11 protein-coding genes are annotated in these 22,522 nt (G+C 35.7%); 5 read left to right on the top strand and 6 right to left on the bottom strand.

Translation table 11 applies throughout. The features are described 5' to 3' along the window. Positions 1–4 precede the first annotated feature (4 nt). On the bottom strand, positions 5–589 hold the full coding sequence (locus WH267_RS15425; RefSeq protein ID WP_123320991.1) for a ribonuclease HII: 585 nt from the start codon (positions 587–589) through the stop codon (positions 5–7). A 282-nt stretch (positions 590–871) separates the two neighbouring features. Between WH267_RS15425 and WH267_RS15430 the strand changes: the two genes are divergently transcribed. The 4 genes from WH267_RS15430 to WH267_RS15445 all read left to right on the top strand — a co-directional run bounded on the left by WH267_RS15430 (position 872) and on the right by WH267_RS15445 (position 10,748). Further along, positions 872–3,928 carry a SusC/RagA family TonB-linked outer membrane protein gene (locus tag WH267_RS15430; protein ID WP_340009483.1) on the top strand — a complete coding sequence of 1,019 codons (3,057 nt, stop codon included), beginning with the start codon at positions 872–874 and terminating at the stop codon, positions 3,926–3,928. A gap of 14 nt (positions 3,929–3,942) precedes the next feature. Further along, positions 3,943–5,622 carry a SusD/RagB family nutrient-binding outer membrane lipoprotein gene (locus WH267_RS15435; protein ID WP_115970398.1) on the top strand — a complete coding sequence of 560 codons (1,680 nt, stop codon included), beginning with the start codon at positions 3,943–3,945 and terminating at the stop codon, positions 5,620–5,622. Positions 5,623–6,242: 620 nt separating this feature from the next. Further along, the gene (locus WH267_RS15440) at positions 6,243–9,173 is read left to right on the top strand and encodes a SusC/RagA family TonB-linked outer membrane protein (protein WP_340009485.1); all 2,931 of its coding nucleotides are present in this window, start codon (positions 6,243–6,245) and stop codon (positions 9,171–9,173) included. A gap of 6 nt (positions 9,174–9,179) precedes the next feature. Further along, positions 9,180–10,748, top strand: a complete 1,569-nt coding sequence (locus tag WH267_RS15445) for a SusD/RagB family nutrient-binding outer membrane lipoprotein (RefSeq protein ID WP_340009487.1) — start codon at positions 9,180–9,182, stop codon at positions 10,746–10,748. A 91-nt stretch (positions 10,749–10,839) separates the two neighbouring features. Here WH267_RS15445 and WH267_RS15450 read toward each other — a convergent pair whose 3' ends face one another. Then, positions 10,840–10,995 carry a hypothetical protein gene (locus WH267_RS15450; RefSeq protein ID WP_340009489.1) on the bottom strand — a complete coding sequence of 52 codons (156 nt, stop codon included), beginning with the start codon at positions 10,993–10,995 and terminating at the stop codon, positions 10,840–10,842. A gap of 163 nt (positions 10,996–11,158) precedes the next feature. Here WH267_RS15450 and argS point away from each other — a divergent pair, with 163 nt between their 5' ends. Continuing rightward, positions 11,159–12,919, top strand: a complete 1,761-nt coding sequence (argS, locus tag WH267_RS15455; RefSeq protein WP_115970401.1) for an arginine--tRNA ligase — start codon at positions 11,159–11,161, stop codon at positions 12,917–12,919. Between the two features lie 127 nt (positions 12,920–13,046). On the opposite strand, the gene WH267_RS15460 is transcribed toward argS, so the two are convergent. From WH267_RS15460 to WH267_RS15475, 4 genes are all read right to left on the bottom strand, one after another. Beyond that, positions 13,047–13,982 carry a YihY/virulence factor BrkB family protein gene (locus WH267_RS15460; RefSeq protein WP_340009491.1) on the bottom strand — a complete coding sequence of 312 codons (936 nt, stop codon included), beginning with the start codon at positions 13,980–13,982 and terminating at the stop codon, positions 13,047–13,049. A gap of 1 nt (position 13,983) precedes the next feature. After that, positions 13,984–16,311 carry a translocation and assembly module lipoprotein TamL gene (tamL, locus tag WH267_RS15465; RefSeq protein ID WP_340009493.1) on the bottom strand — a complete coding sequence of 776 codons (2,328 nt, stop codon included), beginning with the start codon at positions 16,309–16,311 and terminating at the stop codon, positions 13,984–13,986. Next, entirely contained in the window at positions 16,311–21,338 is a 5,028-nt protein-coding gene (locus WH267_RS15470; protein WP_340009495.1) for a translocation/assembly module TamB domain-containing protein, read from the bottom strand. The genes tamL and WH267_RS15470 overlap by 1 nt, the downstream gene beginning before the upstream one ends. A 294-nt stretch (positions 21,339–21,632) precedes the next feature. Continuing rightward, positions 21,633–22,520, bottom strand: coding sequence for a cbb3-type cytochrome c oxidase N-terminal domain-containing protein (locus WH267_RS15475; protein WP_340009497.1), 888 nt, complete (start codon positions 22,518–22,520; stop codon positions 21,633–21,635). Positions 22,521–22,522: the final 2 nt, after the last annotated feature.

The following is a 22,522-nucleotide window of genomic DNA, read 5'->3' on the forward strand; positions in this document are numbered from 1 at the left end:
AACATTAGTCATACTTTAATCTGAAAGACTGTCTGTGATGTTTTGTTGGGCCATGCTTAATTAATGCTTCCTGATGTCTTTTTGTAGCATATCCGAAATTGGTATTCCAGCCATATTCGGGATGTTCCTCGTGAAGATCAATCATTAATCTGTCTCTGTAGTTTTTAGCAAGGATAGAGGCTGCAGCAATGGCCAAAACTTTGGAATCACCTTTTATGATGCATTGATGGGGAATATAATTATAAGGATGGAATTTATTGCCATCTACCAAAATAAGTTCCGGTGTTATAGCCAGTTTGTCTAGTGCGCGATGCATTGCGTGGATGCTGGCATTGAGTATGTTATGTTCATCAATGAATGCTGGTGGAAGTTCTGCTATGGCATAGCTCTTTACATTATCTCTGATATAGCTGTCCAGATTCATTCTGGTTTTAAACGTTAGTTGCTTGGAATCGTTAATGAGACTTTGTTCAAAATTATCATCCAAAATAACAGCTGCGGCGACTACCGGCCCGCTTAAACACCCTCTTCCTACTTCATCACATCCTGCTTCAATGTAAATGTTTGACCAGCTTTTTATTAAGTCCATATTTTTTTCTACTGGTACAAAAATATAACTTTTTTTTAAGTTTTTTTTTTTCATATTTCTCCCAAATTAATAGTTGCTATGCATATCCTTGTTTTGTTGAAAATATCCCTTTTAATGGGTGTTTTCAATCTGTTTGTGTTATCGTTATTTTGGTGAATTATTTATAATTATATCCCACTATTTGTTGAATTTTATTATGTTATTTTTAATATTTTAACAAATTGTTTGGTAATTTTAAGAAACTTTCACATATTTGTAGCCAAATAAAAAAATAATACATTCATGAAGAAATTAACAACGAGTGTTCTGATTATTGCCCTCACTTCTTCTGTTATTAATGTAAGTGCCCAAAAAAAAGGTAACGATACATTAACTACTCAGAATATCGGGGAGATCGTAGTGACAGGAGCATTGGGGATTAAGAAAAAGCAAGATGCGATTACAGGAAGTACAGCACTTGTAAAAACTGAAGAGCTTACTAAAGCAGGTAACCCAAACGCTGTTCAGGCATTAACGGGTAAGGTGTCTGGTCTACAAATTAATTTACCTAATAACTCAGTAAATGGACAGGCTACAATTAACCTTAGAGGTCAAAGATCTTTGACGGGTGATAATGGTGCTTTAATTGTTATTGATGGAGCTCCATCCACTGCTGCTATTTTTCAGCAGTTACCTCCTGATGTAATTGAAAGTGTGAATGTTTATAAAGGGCAACAGGGATCTGCACTTTATGGAGAAAGAGGTGCCAACGGGGTAATTGTTGTTACAACAAGAAAGGGTACAAAATCAGATAAGCTTCAATTTACACTGACATCAAATATTGATGCTTCTTCTGTGTACAAGCTTCCTATTATTCAAAAGAAATATGGGCAAGGAGTTCCTGGGGCTTTATTTAGTCCTGGTCCAACAACTCTTCTTGGGGGAAGTGCTTGGATACCATACGAAAATACATCTTGGGGACCACTTTATTCAGACCCTACCATAGGAGGGAAAGATATGATTATTGGAACACCAGATGCAAATGGTCAGTTTGTTAGAGGAAAATATTCGCCTAGAGATAATCATTTCGCAGACTTCTTTAAAACAGGTATTTTATATCAGAATGGTTTATCCATGAACGTTGGAGGAAGCGATGCTTATGCATTCTTCTCAATCAACAGAACACAAAATGATTTTGTAGTTGATAAGGATAGGTTAACCAGAAATAATATTTTATTCAAAGCAGGTAAGAAACTTGGCAAGTTCAGAATTGATGGAACGTTCAATTTGATTGATCAACAAACGTCTGAAACTAACTCAAATCTTTATGCTACATTGCTTCAAACTCCGTCCAATGTTGATATAAGAGCGTTTTCAAAACCTGATCTTGAACATTATTTTACTACTTATGCAAATAACCCATATTGGACTATAGATAATGTAAGATATAATAATAAGAGTACAACCTTTAGCGGAATATTTAATGCTGAGTATACCTTCAATGATCATATCAGCTTATCTTATTTAGGAAATGTTTTGAGTATTTCCGGATTGGGAGAAAGTTATAATAATGGTTATAAATTTGGTAAAGTATTTGCGGATAGCGGAACAGACTACGATGGTCAATCTTTTCTTAGTTTTGCCCATACAAATATTGAATCTAACTATTTCAAAAGTGTAAGTAGAAGATTTAATTATTATGGAGATTTAATGTTGAACTTCAACTATAAACTTACAGATGATATAGCAATGAAGTTGAATATTGGTAATAACATAAGAGATGATTCTTTTACTGTTGCTACTGTAGGGGGGATAAATCTTCAGATTCCTGGATTTTATCACATTAATAATGTAGGAAACCCATCTTCGTTTTCTGATCTGCAGAATACACAAACTCGCCTAAGAAGTATTGCTGGTTTTGCCAATTTAGACCTTTCATACAAAGACTATTTGTTTTTAAATTCAACATTTAGAATTGAGAAGAGTTCAGTGTTAGCTACGCGCCCTACTTATACTGATGATTTAAATATTAAAGCCTATCCATATTACTCTGTAGGGGTTTCATTTGTACCAACAAAAGCGTTTGAATCGTTAAAAGGTGGTATTTTGAACTATGCTAAAATAACAGCTTCCTATACAAAAGTTGGAAGTACAGCAGCAATTAACCCTTATGCAACTGATGAGGTAACTGGGCTAATTCCATCCGGATTTCCAATGAATTTCTCATCATATTTAATTAATAGAAACCCAACTAATCCAAATATTAAACCGGAGTTTACTAACACAAAAGAAGCTTCATTGCAGTTAGGATTCTTTAATGATAGAATTACTTTGGAAGGGGCTGTATTTTCGTCTGGTGTTACTGATTTGATTACAAACTTTTCAAGTTCAAGTGCTTCAGGGATTTCAACTTTAAGAGATAACCTAGGAAACGCTACGAATAAAGGGTTTGAAGTGGATCTTGGGCTTACTCCAATAAGAACTCAAGATTTTGAATGGAATCTAAGAGCTTCTTATAGTACTTATACTTCTGAAGTTACAGACCTTAGAAATGGAGTGGATGAAATTCCTTTATTGGCTTATAATAATCCTAATGTTGGTGTGTATATCAAAAAAGGAGAAGAATATCCATTAATTAAGGGAACTAAGTATCAAAGAGATGATCAAGGTAGAATTGTTGTAGGGAGTAATGGGATGCCTCTAGCTACTTCCAATTTTGAAGTACTAGGGAAAGTAACTCCTGATTATATCTTAGGATTCAGTACTTCTTTCCGTTATAAAGGATTTAGACTTTCGGGAACAGCGGACTATAGAACTGGAAATAGTTTTGTAGCTTTTACAAAATCTACACTAGCTTTTACAGGAGCTTTAGAGCAATCTGCTGATTTTGATAGAAGTAAAGGGTATGTAGTGCCTAATTCGGTACAGAATGTTGGTACAGCTGCTAATCCAGTATATGTGGCAAATACTACTGCTGCATTAGGGGCAAATTATAATGGGGCTGTAACTTATTTTTCCGAAACAGGTAATTTTGATTCTGTTGGAGAGGAATTTGTGATTGACGGATCTGCTTTTAAAATTCGTGAAATTGCATTAAGTTATACATTACCTAAATCTGTTTTATCATCTACATTTGTTAATAGTCTTACATTTGGTGTTTATGCAAGAAATCCTTTTGCATGGTATGCTAAAAGTAACAGAAACTTTGCTGATCCTGAAACAGCTAGTAACAGTGGAACGATCAACCAAAGGCCAGGTCAGGCAACTGGGATTGGAGGTCCTAATGCGTACGGAATTGCATTTACAGGACAATATCCTTCAACTAGAACATTTGGAGTTAGTATGAGTGCATCATTTTAATTAAAAATCAAGAAATGAAAAAAATAAATAAAATCAAATTAATATTACCTTTAGCGGCATTAAGTTTAAGTGTCTTATCATGTAGTGATTATTTAGATATTAATGAAAGTCCAAATGCTGGACATATTGAAAGTGTAACACCAGCTTTGGTGCTTCCGGGTGCTATTAATGAGTTATTCATGACGGAAGGGAGTGAGCCTGGAGGATCACGTTTATCATCAATGATGACTTTAGGGAATGTAATGATGAATAGCTGGGCTACAGATGTTCATAATTTTGGAGGAATATTCGGTTCTGAGTATACACTAGGTTCTGTAAATAGTGGATTTTATTCTGGTATTTGGGGAAGAATTTATTTATATGCAGCTAACCTAAAGTTGGTAGAAGATTATCCTAACGCGGATCATTCTCAGGATAACTATGTTGCAATTGCTAAGGTTGTTAAAGCTTTTTATATGCAGTATATAGTCGATTTGTATGGAGATGCTCCTTATAAAGAAGCTTTTCTTCGTTCAGCAAATACGTCTCCTAAATATGATGACGATAAAGAGATTTACAAAGCTTTAATAGGAGAATTGGAAGCAGCAAATGCTTTAATTGATAATAATATGCCCAATAAAGCTGCTGCAGCTACGGATCCTATTTTTAAAGGGGATATGAATAAGTGGAAAGCTTTTTCAAATACAATTAAATTGAGAATGCTTCTGAGAATGTCTAATGTTACTGGCGAAATGGCAACATATAGAGATCAAAAATTAGCTACATTGGCAGGTGCAACATTTATTAAGGATACAAAAACTACAGATTTGCTTGATATTACAGATAATGTTCTTAATAATCCAGGCTATTCTAATGGAAATAATGATAAAATGAATCCGTTTATCAGTTCATATAGGGCTACATCTTCAGGTTCATCAGTTCAATTGTATAGTAACCTTACAGCTTCTGAGCATTTAGCTAATTGTTTGAATGGTAACCTTATGAATTCCACAGAGTCTTATTATACAAAATTTAACGGAATCGTTGATCCTAGAAGATTTAGAATGTTCTCATCTGTAACGTATAATGGAGTTGCACAAGTAAAAGGAATACGTCAAGGAGCAAATTCAGGACAGCCTGGAGCACCAACTGATAATAAAACTTTATCTAAATTAGGAACAGGTAATTTTGCGGGTTCTACTGCGGTAACTACTGTAGGCCAGCTTATTACAGCAGGTAATGCAAGAGGTGGAATGGTGATGTCTATTGCTGAAAGTGAATTATTACAAGCCGAGGCTGCTTTAAGATATCCTGCAATATTTTCAGGAGCGGAAGATCACTTTAATAATGCTATTGATGCTTCCCGTAAGTGGTTAGGTGCTGATAAAGTGGCTGTAGATGCATATAAAGTAGCTATTGCATCAGTTCCTGGTTTAGGATTAGGAGCTGGCACATTTAACCAAAAAATTGAAGCAATCATGACTCAAAAATGGTTAGTTCTAACTAACGTTAATGGTGCTGAGATGTTTATTGAATATAATAGAACGGGATATCCTATAACACCAATGGCAGTAACCAGTACAATGCCTAATAGACCATATAGGTTATTTTATCCTAGTTCGGAATATGCTACAAACTCACTGAATGTACCTAACTTAACAACTTCTCAGGTATTTACTAAGAATGCAGCAACTCCATTCTGGAATCAGAACTAATTCTATAAATTTTAATATATTTTTTGAAGGCTGCCCTTTTGGGTAGCCTTTTTTGATTCATTAGGGGAAATGATCTTCATAAAAATGTTTATTGGACTATGAAAAAAATACCGCTATATGGGTGTGGGTGTAAAATTTTATTTTTATAAAATTCTGTAAAATATCCCGATTTTAAAAAAATAAATCTGTTTTTTTTAAAAGGGTTTCATGTATGCTTTTGTTTTTTTAATTTATTTGTACTAAGTCTTTTTTTATTGTTTGCACGACGTTTTTAACAAAATTTTAAATAAAAAAAAAGATATGCATAACATTGTTTGTTTGTGGTAAGTATTAATTTTATTTTTTTTAAATTGGTTTATTGTATTGTAATACAGTGTTTTAAATGTTATTTTGTTGATTTTATATATAGAGAATATCAATGAATTATCTAATTGGTATATATGGAAAAATAGTAATTAATTTTTTTTTAATTTTCGTTAAAAAGAATGATTTTAACGTATTTTAATAATTTATTGTTTGTTAATTTTTTGAATATTTAAAATATTGTTATTTTTTTTGAATTTTCCTTTGTGCTTTTAAGAAAGTTTTACAAATTTGTACGGATATAAAATTAATTTGATATGAAGAAACTAACTACGAGTCTACTTGTTGTGGTTTTGTCTTCATCTGTTGCAGTTGTAAATGCACAGCAGAAGAAAAACGATACTGCTACACAGACTAAGGAAATTGAGGGTGTAGTGGTGACAGCACTCGGTATTAAGAGAGAAAAAAAAGCTCTTGGATACGCATCTCAAGAAATCAAAGGGGACCTTATTTCTGATGCAGGGCAGACGAATGCTGTAAGTGCATTATCAGGAAATGTTGCGGGGGTTCAGGTTACTGCTCCATCTTCTATGGGGGGGTCTACAAGAATTACAATGAGGGGGATCAGTTCTGTAACTGGTGAAAACCGTCCGTTAATTGTAGTTGACGGAGTTCCTCTGGATAACTCAAACGTTAACAATGAGGATACTCAAAGAGGAGCTGGAGGTAGAGATTATGGTGATGCTACATTTGATATCAACCCTGATGATATTGAAAGTGTAACAGTTTTAAAAGGAGGACCGGCCGCTGCCTTATACGGATATAGAGCTGGAAATGGTGCTATTATTTATACTACAAAATCAGCCAAGAAAGGAAGAACAGAAGTCCAGTTCAATACCGGTGTTGCTTTTGAATCTATCTACATAAGACCAAAATTACAAAACTTATATGGAGGTGGTTCAGAATTGGCTCTGCAAACTCAGAAAATTGATGGGGTAACTTACAATCTTCCTGAATTTGGAACAGATGAAAGCTGGGGGCCTAAATATGACCCGAATTTATACTATTTAGGCTGGGATTCTTTTGATCCTGAGTTTCCTGACCAATATATGAAGCTGAAACAATGGGTTGCTCCTAGAAAAGATGTTGATGACTTCTTTAGAGTTGGAACGACTTATACCAATAACATTTCTGTTGCTAAATCATTCGAAAATACGAATGTAAGATTATCTTATACCAATACAAAAATTAACGGTATTGTACCAAATTCAGAAATTAAGAAAGATAATTTCAGCTTAAATGTGAGCTCTAAATTATCTGACAACTTAAAAGCTGACGCACTCTTTAACTATGTTCATACTGCAGGTTTCAACAGACCTGAACAAGGGTATGGAGATAATTCGGTAGCACAGAAGTTTTATCAGTGGGGACAGAGACAGCTTGATTTTGCAGAACTTCAACGTTATAAATTACCATCAAATGGAATGCAAAGATCATGGAACAGAACATCATGGGATGATGGTACTCCTAATTTCTCTGACAACCCTTACTGGACTATCTATGAAAATACTTCAGATGATAACAGACATAGATTTTATGGAAATGCTGGGTTAACATATAATTTCTCTAAGAAAGTATATGTTTCCGGTAAAGTATATGGAGATACCTATTCACAAACCATCACTTCGAGAGTAGCTATTGGATCGGCTGCACAATCTCAGTATAACGTTAGAAAAAGTAATAACTCTGAATTCAACTATGAAGGAAGACTACATTATAATGATAATTTCGGAGATTTCAGTTTAAATACCTTTGCAGGATTTAACATTATGGACCGTAAGTGGGATATAATGGAAGGTAAATCTGTTGGGGGATTAATTATTCCTAATTTATATAACTTATCTAACAGTAGAGAAGTTCCAAAAGCAAGCAATGCATCTTATCACTTGGGGGTACGCAGTTTATTTGCGTCAGTTTCTTTGGGGTATAAAGATTTCTTATTCTTAGAGGCTACAGGTAGAAATGACTGGTTCTCCATGCTAAATGAAGATCAGTTTTATCCTTCCGTAACAGGTAGCTTTGTGTTCTCCAAAGTTCTTAAAGCAGACTGGATCTCTTTTGGAAAGGTGAGAGCAGGATGGTCAAGAATTGCAGGAGGTTCTGATCCTTTTATCAGAGGAACTTTTGCAACTATAGGGAATTCATTCTGGGGAAGCCCTACTTATTCTATGCCTGTTATTAAAGGAGAGCCAAACCTTAAACCTGAGGTTAAGACTACTAAGGAAATTGGTTTAGAAATGAACTTCTTTAAAAATAGAATTGGATTTGATGTCACTTATTATGATGTGAAAAGTACTGACCTGATCCTTCCGTTACCAATTGATCCTGCAACCGGATTTGGAAACAGAAGAATCAATGCCGGAGAGATGACCAACAAAGGTATCGAAGCGATGGTAAATATTACTCCTATAAGAACTGATGACTTCTCTTGGGATTTTACATGGAACTTTACGAGAAACAGAAACAAGCTTGTAGAATTACAGGGAACTCTTGAAAATTATATCCTGACTAATGCTCCGTTCAGAGTACAGTTAGCTGCTCAGGTTGGATATTCATATGGTACAATCCTGGGAACTGATTTTGTATATGATGCCAATGGAAATAAGGTAGTAGATGAAAATGGTCGTTATAAAGCGTCACCAATTAAATCTTTAGGTTCAGTACTTCCAGATTATAACATGGGATTCAGAAACTCATTCAAATATAAAAGTTTTGGATTATCATTCCTGATTGATGTTCAACAGGGTGGTAAATACTTCTCAACAACTCACATGTGGGGAATGAATAATGGTATGCTTGAAGAAACAGCTCTTGGAGGAAACAGAGAAGCTGGAGTGATTCTTCCGGGTGTTAAAGAAAATGGTGCTCCTAACGATATTCTGCTGGATGCTCCAACTTGGGGTAAATCATATTATAACACCGTTGATGCACAGAATGTTTTTGATGCAAGTTACATTAAGCTAAGAGATATTACTTTATCTTATGATTTACCAAAATCATTTATAGGTAATTCTATTCAAGGTATCAGAGTATCTGCATTTGCAAGAAACCTTTTTGCTTGGAATCTTGCCTTCAAGGGAGTTGATCCGGAAAATACTTCTTATGGATCAGGTAATATTCAAGGGTTAGAAGGTGGTTCTTTACCATCTACAAGGATGTACGGAGTTAATGTGAATTTTAAATTTTAAATTACAATGAAAAAAATATTTTCAATAATAGCAGTAGCAGGTTTATCTTTAGCGCTTAACAGCTGTTCAGATAAACTAGATGAAATTGATGTCAATCCGAATTCTACAGAGAATCCTCTGCCGACCGGGTTATTCAATAATGGGAACAAAGAATATATGGACTATACAAGAGATGGTTGGGTATCAGGAAGAATGATGTTACCATTTGTTCAGTATTCTGCTCAAAGAATATATACTGAAGAGGACAGATATCAGTACAGACTTACTACAGGAACTCAATTATGGGCTAGAAGCTACTACGTAGCACAGGATTATAAGAAAATTATCGATTATAATACCGACCCGGCTACTAAAGTTAAGATGCTTGCGTATGGAACTAATGAAAACCAGATCGCAGCGGCAAGAATTATGTTATCTTATGTGTTCGCTAACTTAGCAGATGCTTTTGGAGATATTCCTTATTGGTCTTATGGTAATAAAGATGCTGATTTCCAAGCATTAAATGTTGATGCGACATTACAGCCTAAATTTGCTACACAGCAAAAAGTATATACAGATGTCTTAAAAGAGCTTAAGGAAGCTTCAGAAATGCTTGATCTTTCTACAACAACCGTTTTCTCTGAAGGTGATCAATTGTTTAAAAGTCCTGCTAAGCTTAAGAAATTTGCAAACTCATTAAGATTGAGAATTGCAACCCGAGTAAAAGGAGTTGTTCCGGGAGCAGAGGCACATATTGCAGATGCTATCGCTTCAGGAGTAATGACCTCTAATGAGGATACTGTGGGCTTAACTTATGAAAGCAACCTGGTTAATCCATCACCATTCTTTTCAACTTACATTGACAGATCTGATTTTGCTGTTTCAAAACCTTTTGTTCAGTTGCTTAAAGGAGAATCTGGAGTTTTTGGGGTAGATCCTAGAATTTTTAAATATGCAGCTCCAATAACTGTGTCCGCAAGTGATATCAGAGCAGGTACAATGACTGAAGCTACAGATATTAGCCAAATCCAGGGAATGCCTTATGGTGTGCCATCTACATTGACATCAAGTCAGGCGGGTACAACAAGTTACTTTGGTAAAAATATTCTAAAACCTGGCGCTACCGAAATATTCATGGAATATGCAGAAGTAGAGTTTTTATTATCAGAAGCGAATGGCTGGGCACAAGATCATTACGAAAAAGGAGTGAGAGCTTCTATGCAAAGATGGGGAATTGATGCTGCTAAAATCAACACATTTGTAAGTGCACTTCCTGCAGCTAGTAAGGCTAATGTAATGACGCAAAAGTATATTGCATTATTCATGCAGTCTAATGAAGCCTGGTCAGAATATAGAAGAACCGGATACCCGAATACATTGTTAAAGCCTGGGCAAACAGCTAATCTTAATAAGCCATCTGCAACAGGGCAAACCACTTATACCTTTACCTCGCTTATTGCTGGTTTAACAGATGTACCAACCAGAATTTTCTATCCAACTACCGTGCAGACATTAAATTCAGCGAATTATCAAGCTGCTTCTGCTTCTATTGGAGGAGATAAAATGGATACCAAATTAATTTGGGATAAAAATTAATACACTTAACAACATTCATATTATACCGCCTTCGGGCGGTTTTTTTATTTCATCTATGTATATAAAAAAAGAGGTCTTTAAGACCTCTTTTTTATCCACCACAATTTACAAATTTCGGTACGCAGGCTCCCCATTCCTGGCATTGCTTGTAGCCATCAGGGCATCTTCCCCATGGTTCGCAGCAAGGAGCATTTCCGGCAGTAATTTTTTTAAGATCTGTTTTTGTGAATTTTTTTAGATTTTTCATAATAAAATTTTGTTTAATTAGTAATAATAAATATATGAAAAATATAGACAAGGCTTTGATTTTCAGTGTAATTATTCAGAAATATATCAAATAATTGAATGTCTTCACTTGCATTATAGACTTGTCTTTTTTATTTCACTAAATTTGTACTTTAAATTTTGAGATGAATATTAAAGATATTATAGAACAAAAACTTTCAGAGGTCATTTTAAATGTATATCAGTTAAAAGACATCAATCTGGAAATTCAGGAAAATAAAACGGAATTTGAAGGTGACTTTACCATCGTTACCTTTCCGTTGGTAAAACAATTGAAGAAGAATCCTGAAAGTATTGGAGTTGAATTAGGAGAAGCTTTAACGGAGCAGACAGATCTTTTTGAAAGCTTTAATGTTGTTAAAGGATTCCTTAATGTTAAAGTTAAAAACCAACTGTTTGTAGATAACTTCAGATCTGTTCATAATGGTTTTTCAACAATAGATAAGAAAAATGCTACTGTAATGGTAGAATATTCTTCACCTAATACCAACAAACCTCTGCACTTAGGGCATATCAGAAATAACCTGTTAGGGTTCTCTGTAGCTCAGATTCTTAAAGAGGCTGGTTACGATGTGATCAAAACCCAGATCATCAATGACAGAGGAATTCATATCTGTAAATCAATGTTGGCTTGGGAGAAATTCGGGAACGGAGAAACTCCTGAAGCAACGAATACCAAAGGAGATAAATTTGTTGGAAACTACTATGTAGAATTTGACAAAAACTATAAGAAAGAAATTTCTGAACTTGTAGGCCAGGGAATAGGAGAAGAACAGGCTAAAAAAGATGCTCCTATCATAAAAGAAGCTCAAAAGATGCTTCTGGATTGGGAAAATGGCGATGAAACGGTAAGAAATCTTTGGGCAGAAATGAATTCTTGGGTGTACAAAGGCTTCAATGATACTTATAAAAGATTAGGCGTTGACTTTGATCAGGTTCAGTATGAAAGCAATACCTATATTTTAGGAAAAGATCTTATCCAGGCTGGATTAGATAAAGGAGTCCTATATCAAAAAGAAGATGGTTCAGTTTGGTGTGACCTTACAGATGAAGGATTAGACCAAAAGCTATTACTACGTTCTGATGGTACTTCAGTTTATATGACCCAGGATTTAGGAACGGCTGTAGAACGTTTTAAACAAAACGATATTCAGAAACTTATCTATACGGTAGGTAATGAACAGGATTACCACTTCCAGGTTTTATTTAAAATTCTTAAGAAATTAGGATACGAATGGGCAGATCAGTTATTCCACCTTTCTTACGGAATGGTTGAATTACCGGAAGGTAAAATGAAATCCCGTGAAGGAACTGTTGTAGATGCTGATGACTTAATGCAGGAAATGTATGAAACAGCAAAATCTAAAGCACAGGAACTAGGGAAGTTGGAAAATCTTTCTGATGAGGATAAAGAAACATCGTATGAAACAGTTGGTCTTGGAGCACTGAAGTATTTCATGCTGAAAGTGGATCCTAAGAAGAAAATGCTCTTCAATCCTGCTGAAAGTATAGACTTTAATGGAAATACAGGGCCGTTTATTCAATATACTTACGCTCGTATTCAGTCATTGTTATCGAAGGCAGAGTTTGCCTATAGAGAAACTGCTGATGTGGTATTGAATCAGTTTGAGAAAGAGCTGATAATGCAATTGGCCAACTTTAAAACAGTAGTGGCTAAATCAGCAGAAACATTAAGTCCTGCTTTAGTAGCAAACTATGTATATGATCTTGTAAAATCTTATAACTCATTTTACCAGAATAATCCGATCCTGAATCAGGATGATGAAAATATGAAACAGTTCCGTCTGAATCTATCAGACCTTACAGCAAAAACGATCAAAAAATCGTTGGAATTGCTGGGAATCGGAACAGTAAACAGAATGTAAAAAGTAAGCCTCCTGAACTTCAGGAGGCTTTTTTTATACTAATAATCTGTAAATTCTAATTTAGAAGCTGCTTGAAATAATGAGATAGACGGAATTTTAAGAATACGAACTGCATTACCAAATACCGTCATTCACTTTTCTCCTCATGCATCTGTTTCAGACTATCTGCATATAGCTTCGCGGCACTCCATCGGGCATGTTTTGACAATATTACTTTATAGCCCTTTTTGTAGGTGTATACTTTAGTGAATTTAGCCCCAAAAAATATGAGCATACAGGAATAGTTAATCCACATCATAATAAGGATTACCGTTCCGGCAGCTCCAAATGCTGAAGTAGGTTTAACTTGGTTGAAATAAAGACTCAGTAAAAATTTTCCCAGGGTAAATAAGGCCGTTGTTAAAAAAGCACCTCTCCAAACAGATTTCCAGGTGATCTGCACATCCGGGAGCACTTTAAACATTAAGGCAAATAAAAGCATGACAAGCCCAAACCCGATTGAAAAATTAACAACCTCAACAAGAAGATAGGTTTCGAATCCAAAATACTGGGTGATGATTGTATTGAAAAGACTGATTAATGAAGATAGAACCATTGTAATCATAAGCAGGAAGCCAAGAATAAGAATCATTCCCAAAGAGTTGGCTCTATCCAGTAGAAACTTAAGCAGAGCTTTTTTAGGGGCAGATTCTACATCCCAAAGTGAATTAAATGTATGCTGAAGCTGAAAGAATAGGGTAGTGGAACCAAAAACCAATGCTCCTACTCCTATGGCTTTCATAAAGATATTCTTTTTGTCAATTAGAGCTCCGGCGAGCATTCCTTCTATGCTCTTGGCTACATCAGGACCCATAATTCCACTGATTTGAGTACTGATCTGTCCACGGATGGCTTCTTCACCAAAGAAATTTCCCAGCACCCAGATGATAATGATTAATAATCCCGGGATGGAAAATATGGCATAATAAGCCAGACTCGCTGAATCTTTGGACGCAGAAGAACTGTTCCATTCAGTAAAGGTTTCTTTTAAAACTTCCCAGAAAAATTTAATATTATTGATCATACTAAAAAGGATATCCGATGGCAATATTTAATACAAGATTGTCTTTCCTCCAGCTTGGATCTCCAAAATTGATTTTGTCGAAGGCCCATCTGTCTCCCTTTTCATAATAAGGTACTCTCAATGGCATGGCTAAATCCAGCCTTAACACTAATATAGAGAAATCAAGTCTTAGACCAACTCCGGCTCCTACAGCAATTTCATTCAGAAAATCTTTTGAAAACTTAGCTCCCGGTCTTAAAGGATCACTATTCAGTAACCAGATATTTCCAGCGTCTACAAAGACTGCCGCATTTAAAAATTTATATAAATTAGCGCGGTATTCTGCATTTAATTCCAGCTTAATATCACCGGATTGGTCGAAATAAGTTCCTGGCTTTATCGTTCTTGGGTCAAAGCTTCCAGGTCCTAATGTTCTCGCACGGAAGGCTCTGATGCTGTTACTACCTCCCGAGAAAAACTGCTTGGAGAAAGGAACAAATTCTGAGTTTCCATATGGATAAGCAATTCCTGCAATAAGCCTTGTAGCCAATGAGGATTTCTCAGTGAATTTATGGTAAAACCTGAAATCATTTTCAATTTTAGCATATTGGCTGAAAGGAATTCCGAAGATCTTTTTTTCCTTATCTTCTTTTACGTTAGCTCCGGTAACCAGGCCTGTGATATTTCCTGCCAGATCAAGAGTTCCTTTATAATAAAAGGTATTCTTTTTTGGCAGCATGGTATTGGTATAAGTATAAGAATAGGTAGGACCAAAGATAAGCTGCTTCGCAACAATACGCTTCATTGCTGGATTATCAGCAGAGTTGGCTTCATATTCTGCAGTAACCTTTTGTGGAGAAACAAGGGTGATATCAATCACTTTCAGGTCATGTTCCTTTCTGGCATTTTCCTTCCATAAATATCCGAATGAAGCAGTGAAATTATTAAGTGTGTAAAATTTTGTCCTGTTCTGGAATTCATATCCCAATGTAATATTCGTTCTCGGAACAAATTCACTGGAAGAATGAAAGCGGAAAGGAGCTACAATTCTCGGAATGGAAAGCTGAACATTGGTTCCTGCACGGAAAATATTATTCGCATTCTGAGCACCTCCCATCTGGAAGTCAAAAGCACCAAAAATGGCTGCTTTAAATTGTTCCGCTCCCCTGAAGAAATTTCTATGGGTCCAGTTCAGATTAAGTTCACTCCCTGCATAGTTGGCAGAATTGGTTCTTCCCAGTGCTTCAAGCCTTAAAGATTGAATCTGTCTCGGAGTCAATAAATAATATGCATCAAACTTATGACTCAAAGAATCCGAAGTTACAAATTCATTTTTCACAAATTTGAATACTCCTAAACTGATTAGTCGGTTCAGGGTAAGATTGTGATTGGAGCGGTTGTAAAGATCCCCTTTTTTAAAATATAAAGCTCTGTCGAAAATCTTTGGCTTGAATTTATGCTGCGGATCAATCACATAAATATCATCAAATGCATACTTGCTCAGAGAATCACTGTTCATCGGAACGCTGTATTTTCCTGCTTTTACATCCTGAATATTATAGTTAGGGAATACAATTACCTTATCAATACTGAATTGTTGGGTAGACAGAGCTGGAGTGTTCTCTTTCAGTTTTACATTCAGCTCAACTTTATGATTTTTGTTGACTGTACTGTCTGCCTGTACAATGATATTATCCGGATGGAAATAATAAAACCCTCTTTCCTTTAAATTATTATCAATTCTTTCCCTTTCTGCTTTAATAACATCCAGATCAAATGGTCTTCCGTTTTTAAGAAGCGTCTTTCCGGCAACATTCTGAATTTCCTGATTAACAAGAGTAGAATCTTTCTGAAACTTCACCCCATCAACCAAATACCTGGCGCCGGGCTTTAAGGTATAAATTACTTTCGCCTTTTTATTTTTTGAAACCGTATCATACGTTGCTTTTGCATTGAAATATCCTTTGTTTTCAGAATAATTTTCAATGATGTCTTTATTGAATTCTCGGTCTACATCCCCTAATAATACAGGCTTTCCCCCCATTTTATATTTAAGCCAGTAATTGAAGCCTTTATCTTTTTTAGGTTCTTTGGCGATATTGTAGAAATAGAGCTTAGGGCGCATTCCTAAAAATGTAGAATTCGGTTTAGGAGTAAGATTGGCTTCCAATGCAGCCTGAAGGTCCTTTTTTTCTTTTTTGGAAATAGTGTCATTCTCAATCTTTACTTCAGCACCTGTATAAAGCATCTGGTTTTCTTTCAAAAACCTGGTGTTACTACAGGAAACTACAGTCGAAGCAATTCCGGAAACCAACAGATATTTACAATATGTATGAAATGTATTATTCATTATTTAAATTCTACCACTTGATTGTTTTGATTCTTTTTAGGCTTTTTCTCTTTAGATTTCTGGAAAATCTCGCGGAACTTGTCATAATCCAGAGTGATGATAAATCCAACTCCGGTTTCTATGATTTGCCCCTGAAGAGCTACCTGATATTCATCCTTACGATAAGCCCGCAACATATACCTTCCATCTTTGGAAAGGCTGTAATCTACAGAAACATTTCCTGCAATATTCGTCATGTTTTCATTCTGACGGGCTTGCCCTTCCAATCCGAAGTTACTTCCTACCGTTACTTTCAGCCTGTCATTCAGTAATTTTTTGCTGATATCCACATTGAGATCAGTTCTGGTATTTTTCTGTCCGGTGGAATAATCTTCCGAAGAATCCAACCCAAAGTTAAGATCTACTCCTTTGATCAGTCCGGATGCCAGATTGTTTAACTGTTGAGAAAGAATTTTACTTACACTCTGTCTTGCCATTGTTTCAGCAGACATTCCTGCACCGCTTTCAAACGGATTTTCCCCGATAAAACGGTTCAGAAGCAATAGTGCAAACACCTGTTTATTCAATTCAGATTCCTGAGTTCTAAGCTGAGCCAGTTTCTGGTCAATAACATCCTTAACATTAGAGGATACCGCATTGTTTTTCTCTTCTGTGGTAATATCGAAAGTCAGTTGTGGTTTAAGCAATTCACCTTTCATTTTTAACAGTGTATTGAAAGGTATTCTCTGCTTATACTGATTCATGGTGGCAGCACTTTCATTACCAATCTGCTGTTCTACGAGATCAATGGGAGCAGCTTCAGTTTTATATACTGCTGTAATATCCATAATAGCGGTTGTAGGTTCTCCTGTCCAGGTGATAGTACTTCCTTTCTGGATATCAAATTTACGCTTCAGGAAACTCACCGAAAGATCATAGCTTCCTTTGTTCACTTCATAAACTCCTACCAATGTAGTTTTTCCTGAAGGATCAATACCCCCCGTTAATTCAGCTTCTCCCTGAAGCTGTACAAAATCCCCGTTGGCTTTATCTATGACAATAGATAGTTTAGCTTCTTTGCTTACTTCAATATTAACGCTGACATCCATTCCTTTGATGCGGCTTTGAGCATCCAGCGAATCTGTCTTGATTGTTTTATTTAAAACTACCTGATCCTGATCCACAAATTCTACAATGCCATCTCTTTCCTGTAAAGAAGGATTAGATTGAGGAAGAACAAACGTGAAATCTGTATTATCTGCAACACTCAGTCTTCCATCTACTTTTGGTAAATCCAGATTTCCTCGGATACGGAGACCGGCATCAATCGCAAGAATACCATACATCATGGCATCGTTTGATTTCTGTGAGTTAACCACTTTGAAATCCTTGGCGTTTACATTAAGATTGAATGCAAAATCTCTATAGGTTTGAGTAAGAACTTGCCCATCTACAATCAGAGCATTCCCGTCCTTATCTTTGATTTTAAATTTATTAAATTCTATACCACGGTTGGTAAAATCAATTTCATCATTCAGTTTTCTGAAATCACTTCCTGTTTTTGCAATTTCCAGTCCTGCATCATTGAATTTTACTTTTCCGAGAATATTCGGCTGATCTGTTGTTCCGGTAATTTTCAGGTTCCCGGAAAGGTAGCCTTCCGTATTGGTAATTGCATTCATAGAGAACCCTTGAATACTCTTCATCTGAAGTTGGTTGATGGCCATATTCAGGTCAAAAGAACTTGAAGCAGTATTGTAATCTCCAAGAATTCTTACATCATTATTGTTTCCGGAAAGGGCAATGTCAGCATTTAAAAGTTTCGGTGAAGAATTATTTACTTTTACTGCCAGGTTTCCGACAGGACTTCCATAGACAATAAGATTGGAAACATTTAGATCAGAGGTGAAAGTCATATCTTTCATTATATCTCTAAGCTGGGCTGTTCCGTTAATTGTTCCTCTGGCCAGAACCGTATCTTTTTTAATCAATTCTGTTACAGTTTCGATTTTAAAATCTTTTAAGGCTATGTTCAAAGGGCTACTTGGGATTTCACTTTCCGACTGAATGGAAATCTCGCTTCCACCATTACTTAATCTGAAATTATCCGCTAAAATTCCTTTTTTGCTGATCTGAATTTTATTGTTCTCAGCCACGTTCCAATCCGCATAATTTAGTTTTAAACCATTTGGATTCAGGGAAACCTCTGTAATGTCATTCAATGATTTTGCATTTCCGGCAATCAGGAATTGAGTGGCGTCTTTATCATCTTTTGTGGTGATATTGTAGTTGATCGTATTGTCAGCAACATCCCCATCAATATTGATTTTTTTCAATGAAAAGCTCGAACTTTTTAAAGCGGCAACATTCAGGCTGTATTGTAATGCCTGATTTTCATTAGTGACTTTTAATGTTCCTTTTTCAATCGTATTTTCACCATACAGCAATTGAGGAATCTGGCCATCAATTTCAATTTTTTGAGAATCGGCATCATAGTTTCCTGCCAAATTAATAGTTTCAAAACTTTTCAGATCCGGAACAAATTTTCTGATCAGATCATCATTCTTAATCTTTGCAGTAAAGTTGAAATGCTGGCCTGGATCAATTTTTTGAGACTTATCCGGTTTCTGGAACTGATAATACTGATTAATAGTTTGGGTTAAGGCACCGAAAATCTGTGTAAGTTTGTATTTTCCTTTCAGTTCAACATCTGCAATCTGAGAATTGAAAATAATCTGTGTAGAATCTTTAGTAGATAAAGTTTTCAGATTCACTTCCTGTACCGGATACACTTCTTTGGTATCAGAAAAAGCGAAATCTTTAAGGTTTAAATAACCGTTCAGATTATTCGGATCAAGGCTGGTAAAATCACCATCTATTTTTCCGGCAAGAATCATTGGTTTTTCATAGAAACCAAGTTTGTTGACATCCAGTTTGATAACCTCACCATTGACCTTAACGGTTGGATTTTTTTCATCATAGACTCCTGAAGCGGTTAGCAATAAGCTGGCGTTAGGATCTTTTGAATTTAAAACAACATGGTAAGCCCCTTTATTGATCTTACCGGTTAAGTCCATGTTCTGATAGCGGTAGCCTTTGTAAGTGGCAGAAGCAAGATGTCCTTTTACATTGGCATTGGCATTTTTGAAATCAAAACTCTCTCCTTTAGCAGAAATTTGAGCTGTGACAGGACCAATATCTTTATTCTGGATGATCTTTCCAACCTGTATTCCCTGAAGATTGGCTTTCACATCATATAATTCATGATTTTTTCTACGCATATCCACATTGGCAACAATGGCTGCATTTCCAAGGGTAGAGTAGAGGTTGAGGTCTGTATTGACCATTTTTGTCGTTCCTTTTGCACTTCCTTTAACACTGAAGTTGGAAGGAAGGGATATATTCGATGGAATGGTATTCTTTGGAACTAAATTGAAAATCGTTTGAGCATTAGAAGAAAATTCTCCGATTCTCAGATCGTAATACAACTGATCGGGATTCATTGCATTTTTAACTCTTCCGGATGCATTCACTCTCAATTGATCCAACCCAGTAACTTTTAGATCCTGGATGAAAAGATCATTTACACTTCCTTTTACATTCGCGTTGACATTCAGAACAGCGTTTGGATATTTATTAAAAGGAACTGTATTTTTTAAAGTAGGAACAAGGTTTAAAATATCAGAAAACCCGATTTTTGAATCTTTGATATTGGCGGAAATTTTCACAGCCCCTAAATTTGAAGACAGTTCGTCAATGGAATTATAATTTAAAATAACCTCATCACGCAACACTGTTTTTGGAGTTTGCAGGTATAAACTCTTCAGATAAGCTTCTTTTTCAGCATAGACAAAATCTGTATTGAATTTCTGGATATCCAAGCCTCTTGCTTCCTGAATTTCTGCGGAATTAACCGTTCCTGCAAAAGTATTGTTCTCCATTTTGAAACTTCTCACCTCAACATTCATTTTAGAGAAATTCAGGTGATTGAAATCTATACCTTGTTTGGTTGGAGCAATGGCGGTGTTGTTATAGGCAACTTTTACATCATTTAAAACCAGCTTTCCTAACAGAAGATTCATCGCTTTATCCTTTTCGGAAGCTTTTGAAACTTCAGGTTCTTTTTTATTTTTCGGATTGGCATTTTGAGCCGGAAGATAAAGGTTGGCATTGATATCAGCTCCGGAAAGGAATACATTACCAATGTTGAAAGCATTATTCTCAAGATCAAGTTTATTGACCTTCGTACTTAGTTCTTTAAATAGAACTTTAGCGTATGTCTTGGTATTTTCATCACCATAGTCAATATTGAAGTGAGTAAGTTTGATTCCTCTTAAGCCAATATTCATCGGCTTTTTCTCATTAAGGGAGTCTACTTTTTTCTCCACCTTTTTAGAAACTTCTTCTACAATACCTTGCTTGAGTTTTAATTTTAATCCATCAAGATTAATATCATTGACCGCGTAGGCATTTTTATTGAGATCGAATTTCTTTACTCTGGTATCAAAAGATTTAAAATAAAGATTAATGTCATTCTTCGATTGTTGATCATTGAAGGTAACCCCAACATCTTTTAAATTGATTTTATCAAGAGAAATAATGAAGGGTTTGGAAGAGCTTTCTTCTTTATCAGTGGTTGCAAAAGCATCTATGATATAATCAAAATTGAATTTGCCATCCGGTTTTCTTACAACATTGGCGCGGGCTCCTTCCATATCTACAGAGGTAATGTCCGCTGTAGAGTTGATAAGCTTCAGCATCTGTAAGCCTACATCAAGTTTTTTTACAGCTAATAGAGTATCTACATCCTGCCCTTTGAGATAGAGATTTTCCATGACAAGACTGTTGGGAAATCCAATATAGACTCTTTCCAGGCTTACTTTGGTTTTAATTTTTTTCTCCAGGTAAACAATCAATCTGTCTTTGATGAAGTTTTGAACGGCTGGAAGTCTTAAGCTTAGGATCAACAGGGTAAGCAAAACCAATATTGAAATAAAGGTTATTGCAGTACGCCTTAGTAGTTTGGTAGTGTTGATTTTCAGTTTCAAAAGTGAGAAGGTTTCTAACAAAGATAATAATACTATTTTATTCAGTCTTTGTTGTGGTATCCCTTATGAATGCAAAAATCCTGCCTTGGCTGCCTTATTATGGAATTTTTAGTTGTGTAGTTGTCAAGTGAATAGTTGAGTAAGACGAGCCAAGGTGTGGATTTTATTTTTTAAAAAGCCCCCTTTAAATCATTTTTTTAATGTTGAAAAGGTTAGCAAAAATGAAAATTCAAATGTTAGTGTAGTTGCAAAGGGGGCTTGGCATGGTTTATATGAATTGAGATAATAAATTTTCTAGTTGTTTCCGTTTTCCCATTTTACATCCTCTCCCTGTGGAGCTGCCCCACCTTGAGCTTGTGTAATAGGAGCAGTTTCCTGATTGATATGATAAATATAGGCTGCAATTTTTTCAGCATCTCTTCCGGTAATGGTTCCATCCTTGATGAAAGGTCTCATGGTAGGATTGTTTGGAGAACCATTTTCAAGCATCCAGAAAACATTTTTAAATAAACTTTTTTCTTTGATATTAATCCAGTGAGTATCGGTAAGGTTAGGACCAATTCCTCCTTTTCCTCCATCTCCGTGGCAGGTTACACAATTGGTTTTGAATAATTCCTGACCTTCTGCTATATTATCTGCACTGTATTTTGCACTTTCCAGATTAATCTGTGGAGCAGTTTTCTCATATTCTGCGATGGACGCCAGCATCGTTTTGGCTTCTTTGGTGTATTCAGCTTCCGGATGGGCATAATCTGTGAATGAAAAGGCCATCAGATACACTACACAAAAGATACATCCAAACCAGAACAGTCCTATCCACCATTTGGGAAGAGAGTTATCAAGCTCTGTAATTCCATCGAAACCATGGTCAATCAGAATATCTTTTTCTTCGGTAGCAGACTGCTTTTTGAAGGCAGAGTTCCAAAGTTTCTGATAATAAGGAACACTCTTTTCCTCAAGATATTGTTTTTTCTCTTCCTCTGATAGTCTGCTGAAACTTTCATTTTCAATCATGTCTCCAATGGAGTTCATAATCATCAGAAGGATAATCGCAATCAATATCAGTGCCCAGAAAAAGGGTGAGGAAAAATATCCTGAATCACTGGCGAACATTTCAAAGGCCATGATCGTTAAGCCGATTGTTGTTGCGATATATATTGAAATTGGGGTTCTCGTTTTCATTA

Source organism: Chryseobacterium sp. MYb328, from assembly GCF_037572595.1.
In the GTDB taxonomy this organism is placed as follows: Bacteria; Bacteroidota; Bacteroidia; order Flavobacteriales; family Weeksellaceae; genus Chryseobacterium; species Chryseobacterium pennae.

Coding starts and splice junctions, on each gene's coding strand:
- WH267_RS15425 (WP_123320991.1), bottom strand. CDS start 589: ATGGACTTAATAAAAAGCTGGTCAAACATTTACATTGAAGCAGGATGT.
- WH267_RS15430 (WP_340009483.1), top strand. CDS start 872: ATGAAGAAATTAACAACGAGTGTTCTGATTATTGCCCTCACTTCTTCT.
- WH267_RS15435 (WP_115970398.1), top strand. CDS start 3,943: ATGAAAAAAATAAATAAAATCAAATTAATATTACCTTTAGCGGCATTA.
- WH267_RS15440 (WP_340009485.1), top strand. CDS start 6,243: ATGAAGAAACTAACTACGAGTCTACTTGTTGTGGTTTTGTCTTCATCT.
- WH267_RS15445 (WP_340009487.1), top strand. CDS start 9,180: ATGAAAAAAATATTTTCAATAATAGCAGTAGCAGGTTTATCTTTAGCG.
- WH267_RS15450 (WP_340009489.1), bottom strand. CDS start 10,995: ATGAAAAATCTAAAAAAATTCACAAAAACAGATCTTAAAAAAATTACT.
- argS (WP_115970401.1), top strand. CDS start 11,159: ATGAATATTAAAGATATTATAGAACAAAAACTTTCAGAGGTCATTTTA.
- WH267_RS15460 (WP_340009491.1), bottom strand. CDS start 13,982: ATGATCAATAATATTAAATTTTTCTGGGAAGTTTTAAAAGAAACCTTT.
- tamL (WP_340009493.1), bottom strand. CDS start 16,311: ATGAATAATACATTTCATACATATTGTAAATATCTGTTGGTTTCCGGA.
- WH267_RS15475 (WP_340009497.1), bottom strand. CDS start 22,520: ATGAAAACGAGAACCCCAATTTCAATATATATCGCAACAACAATCGGC.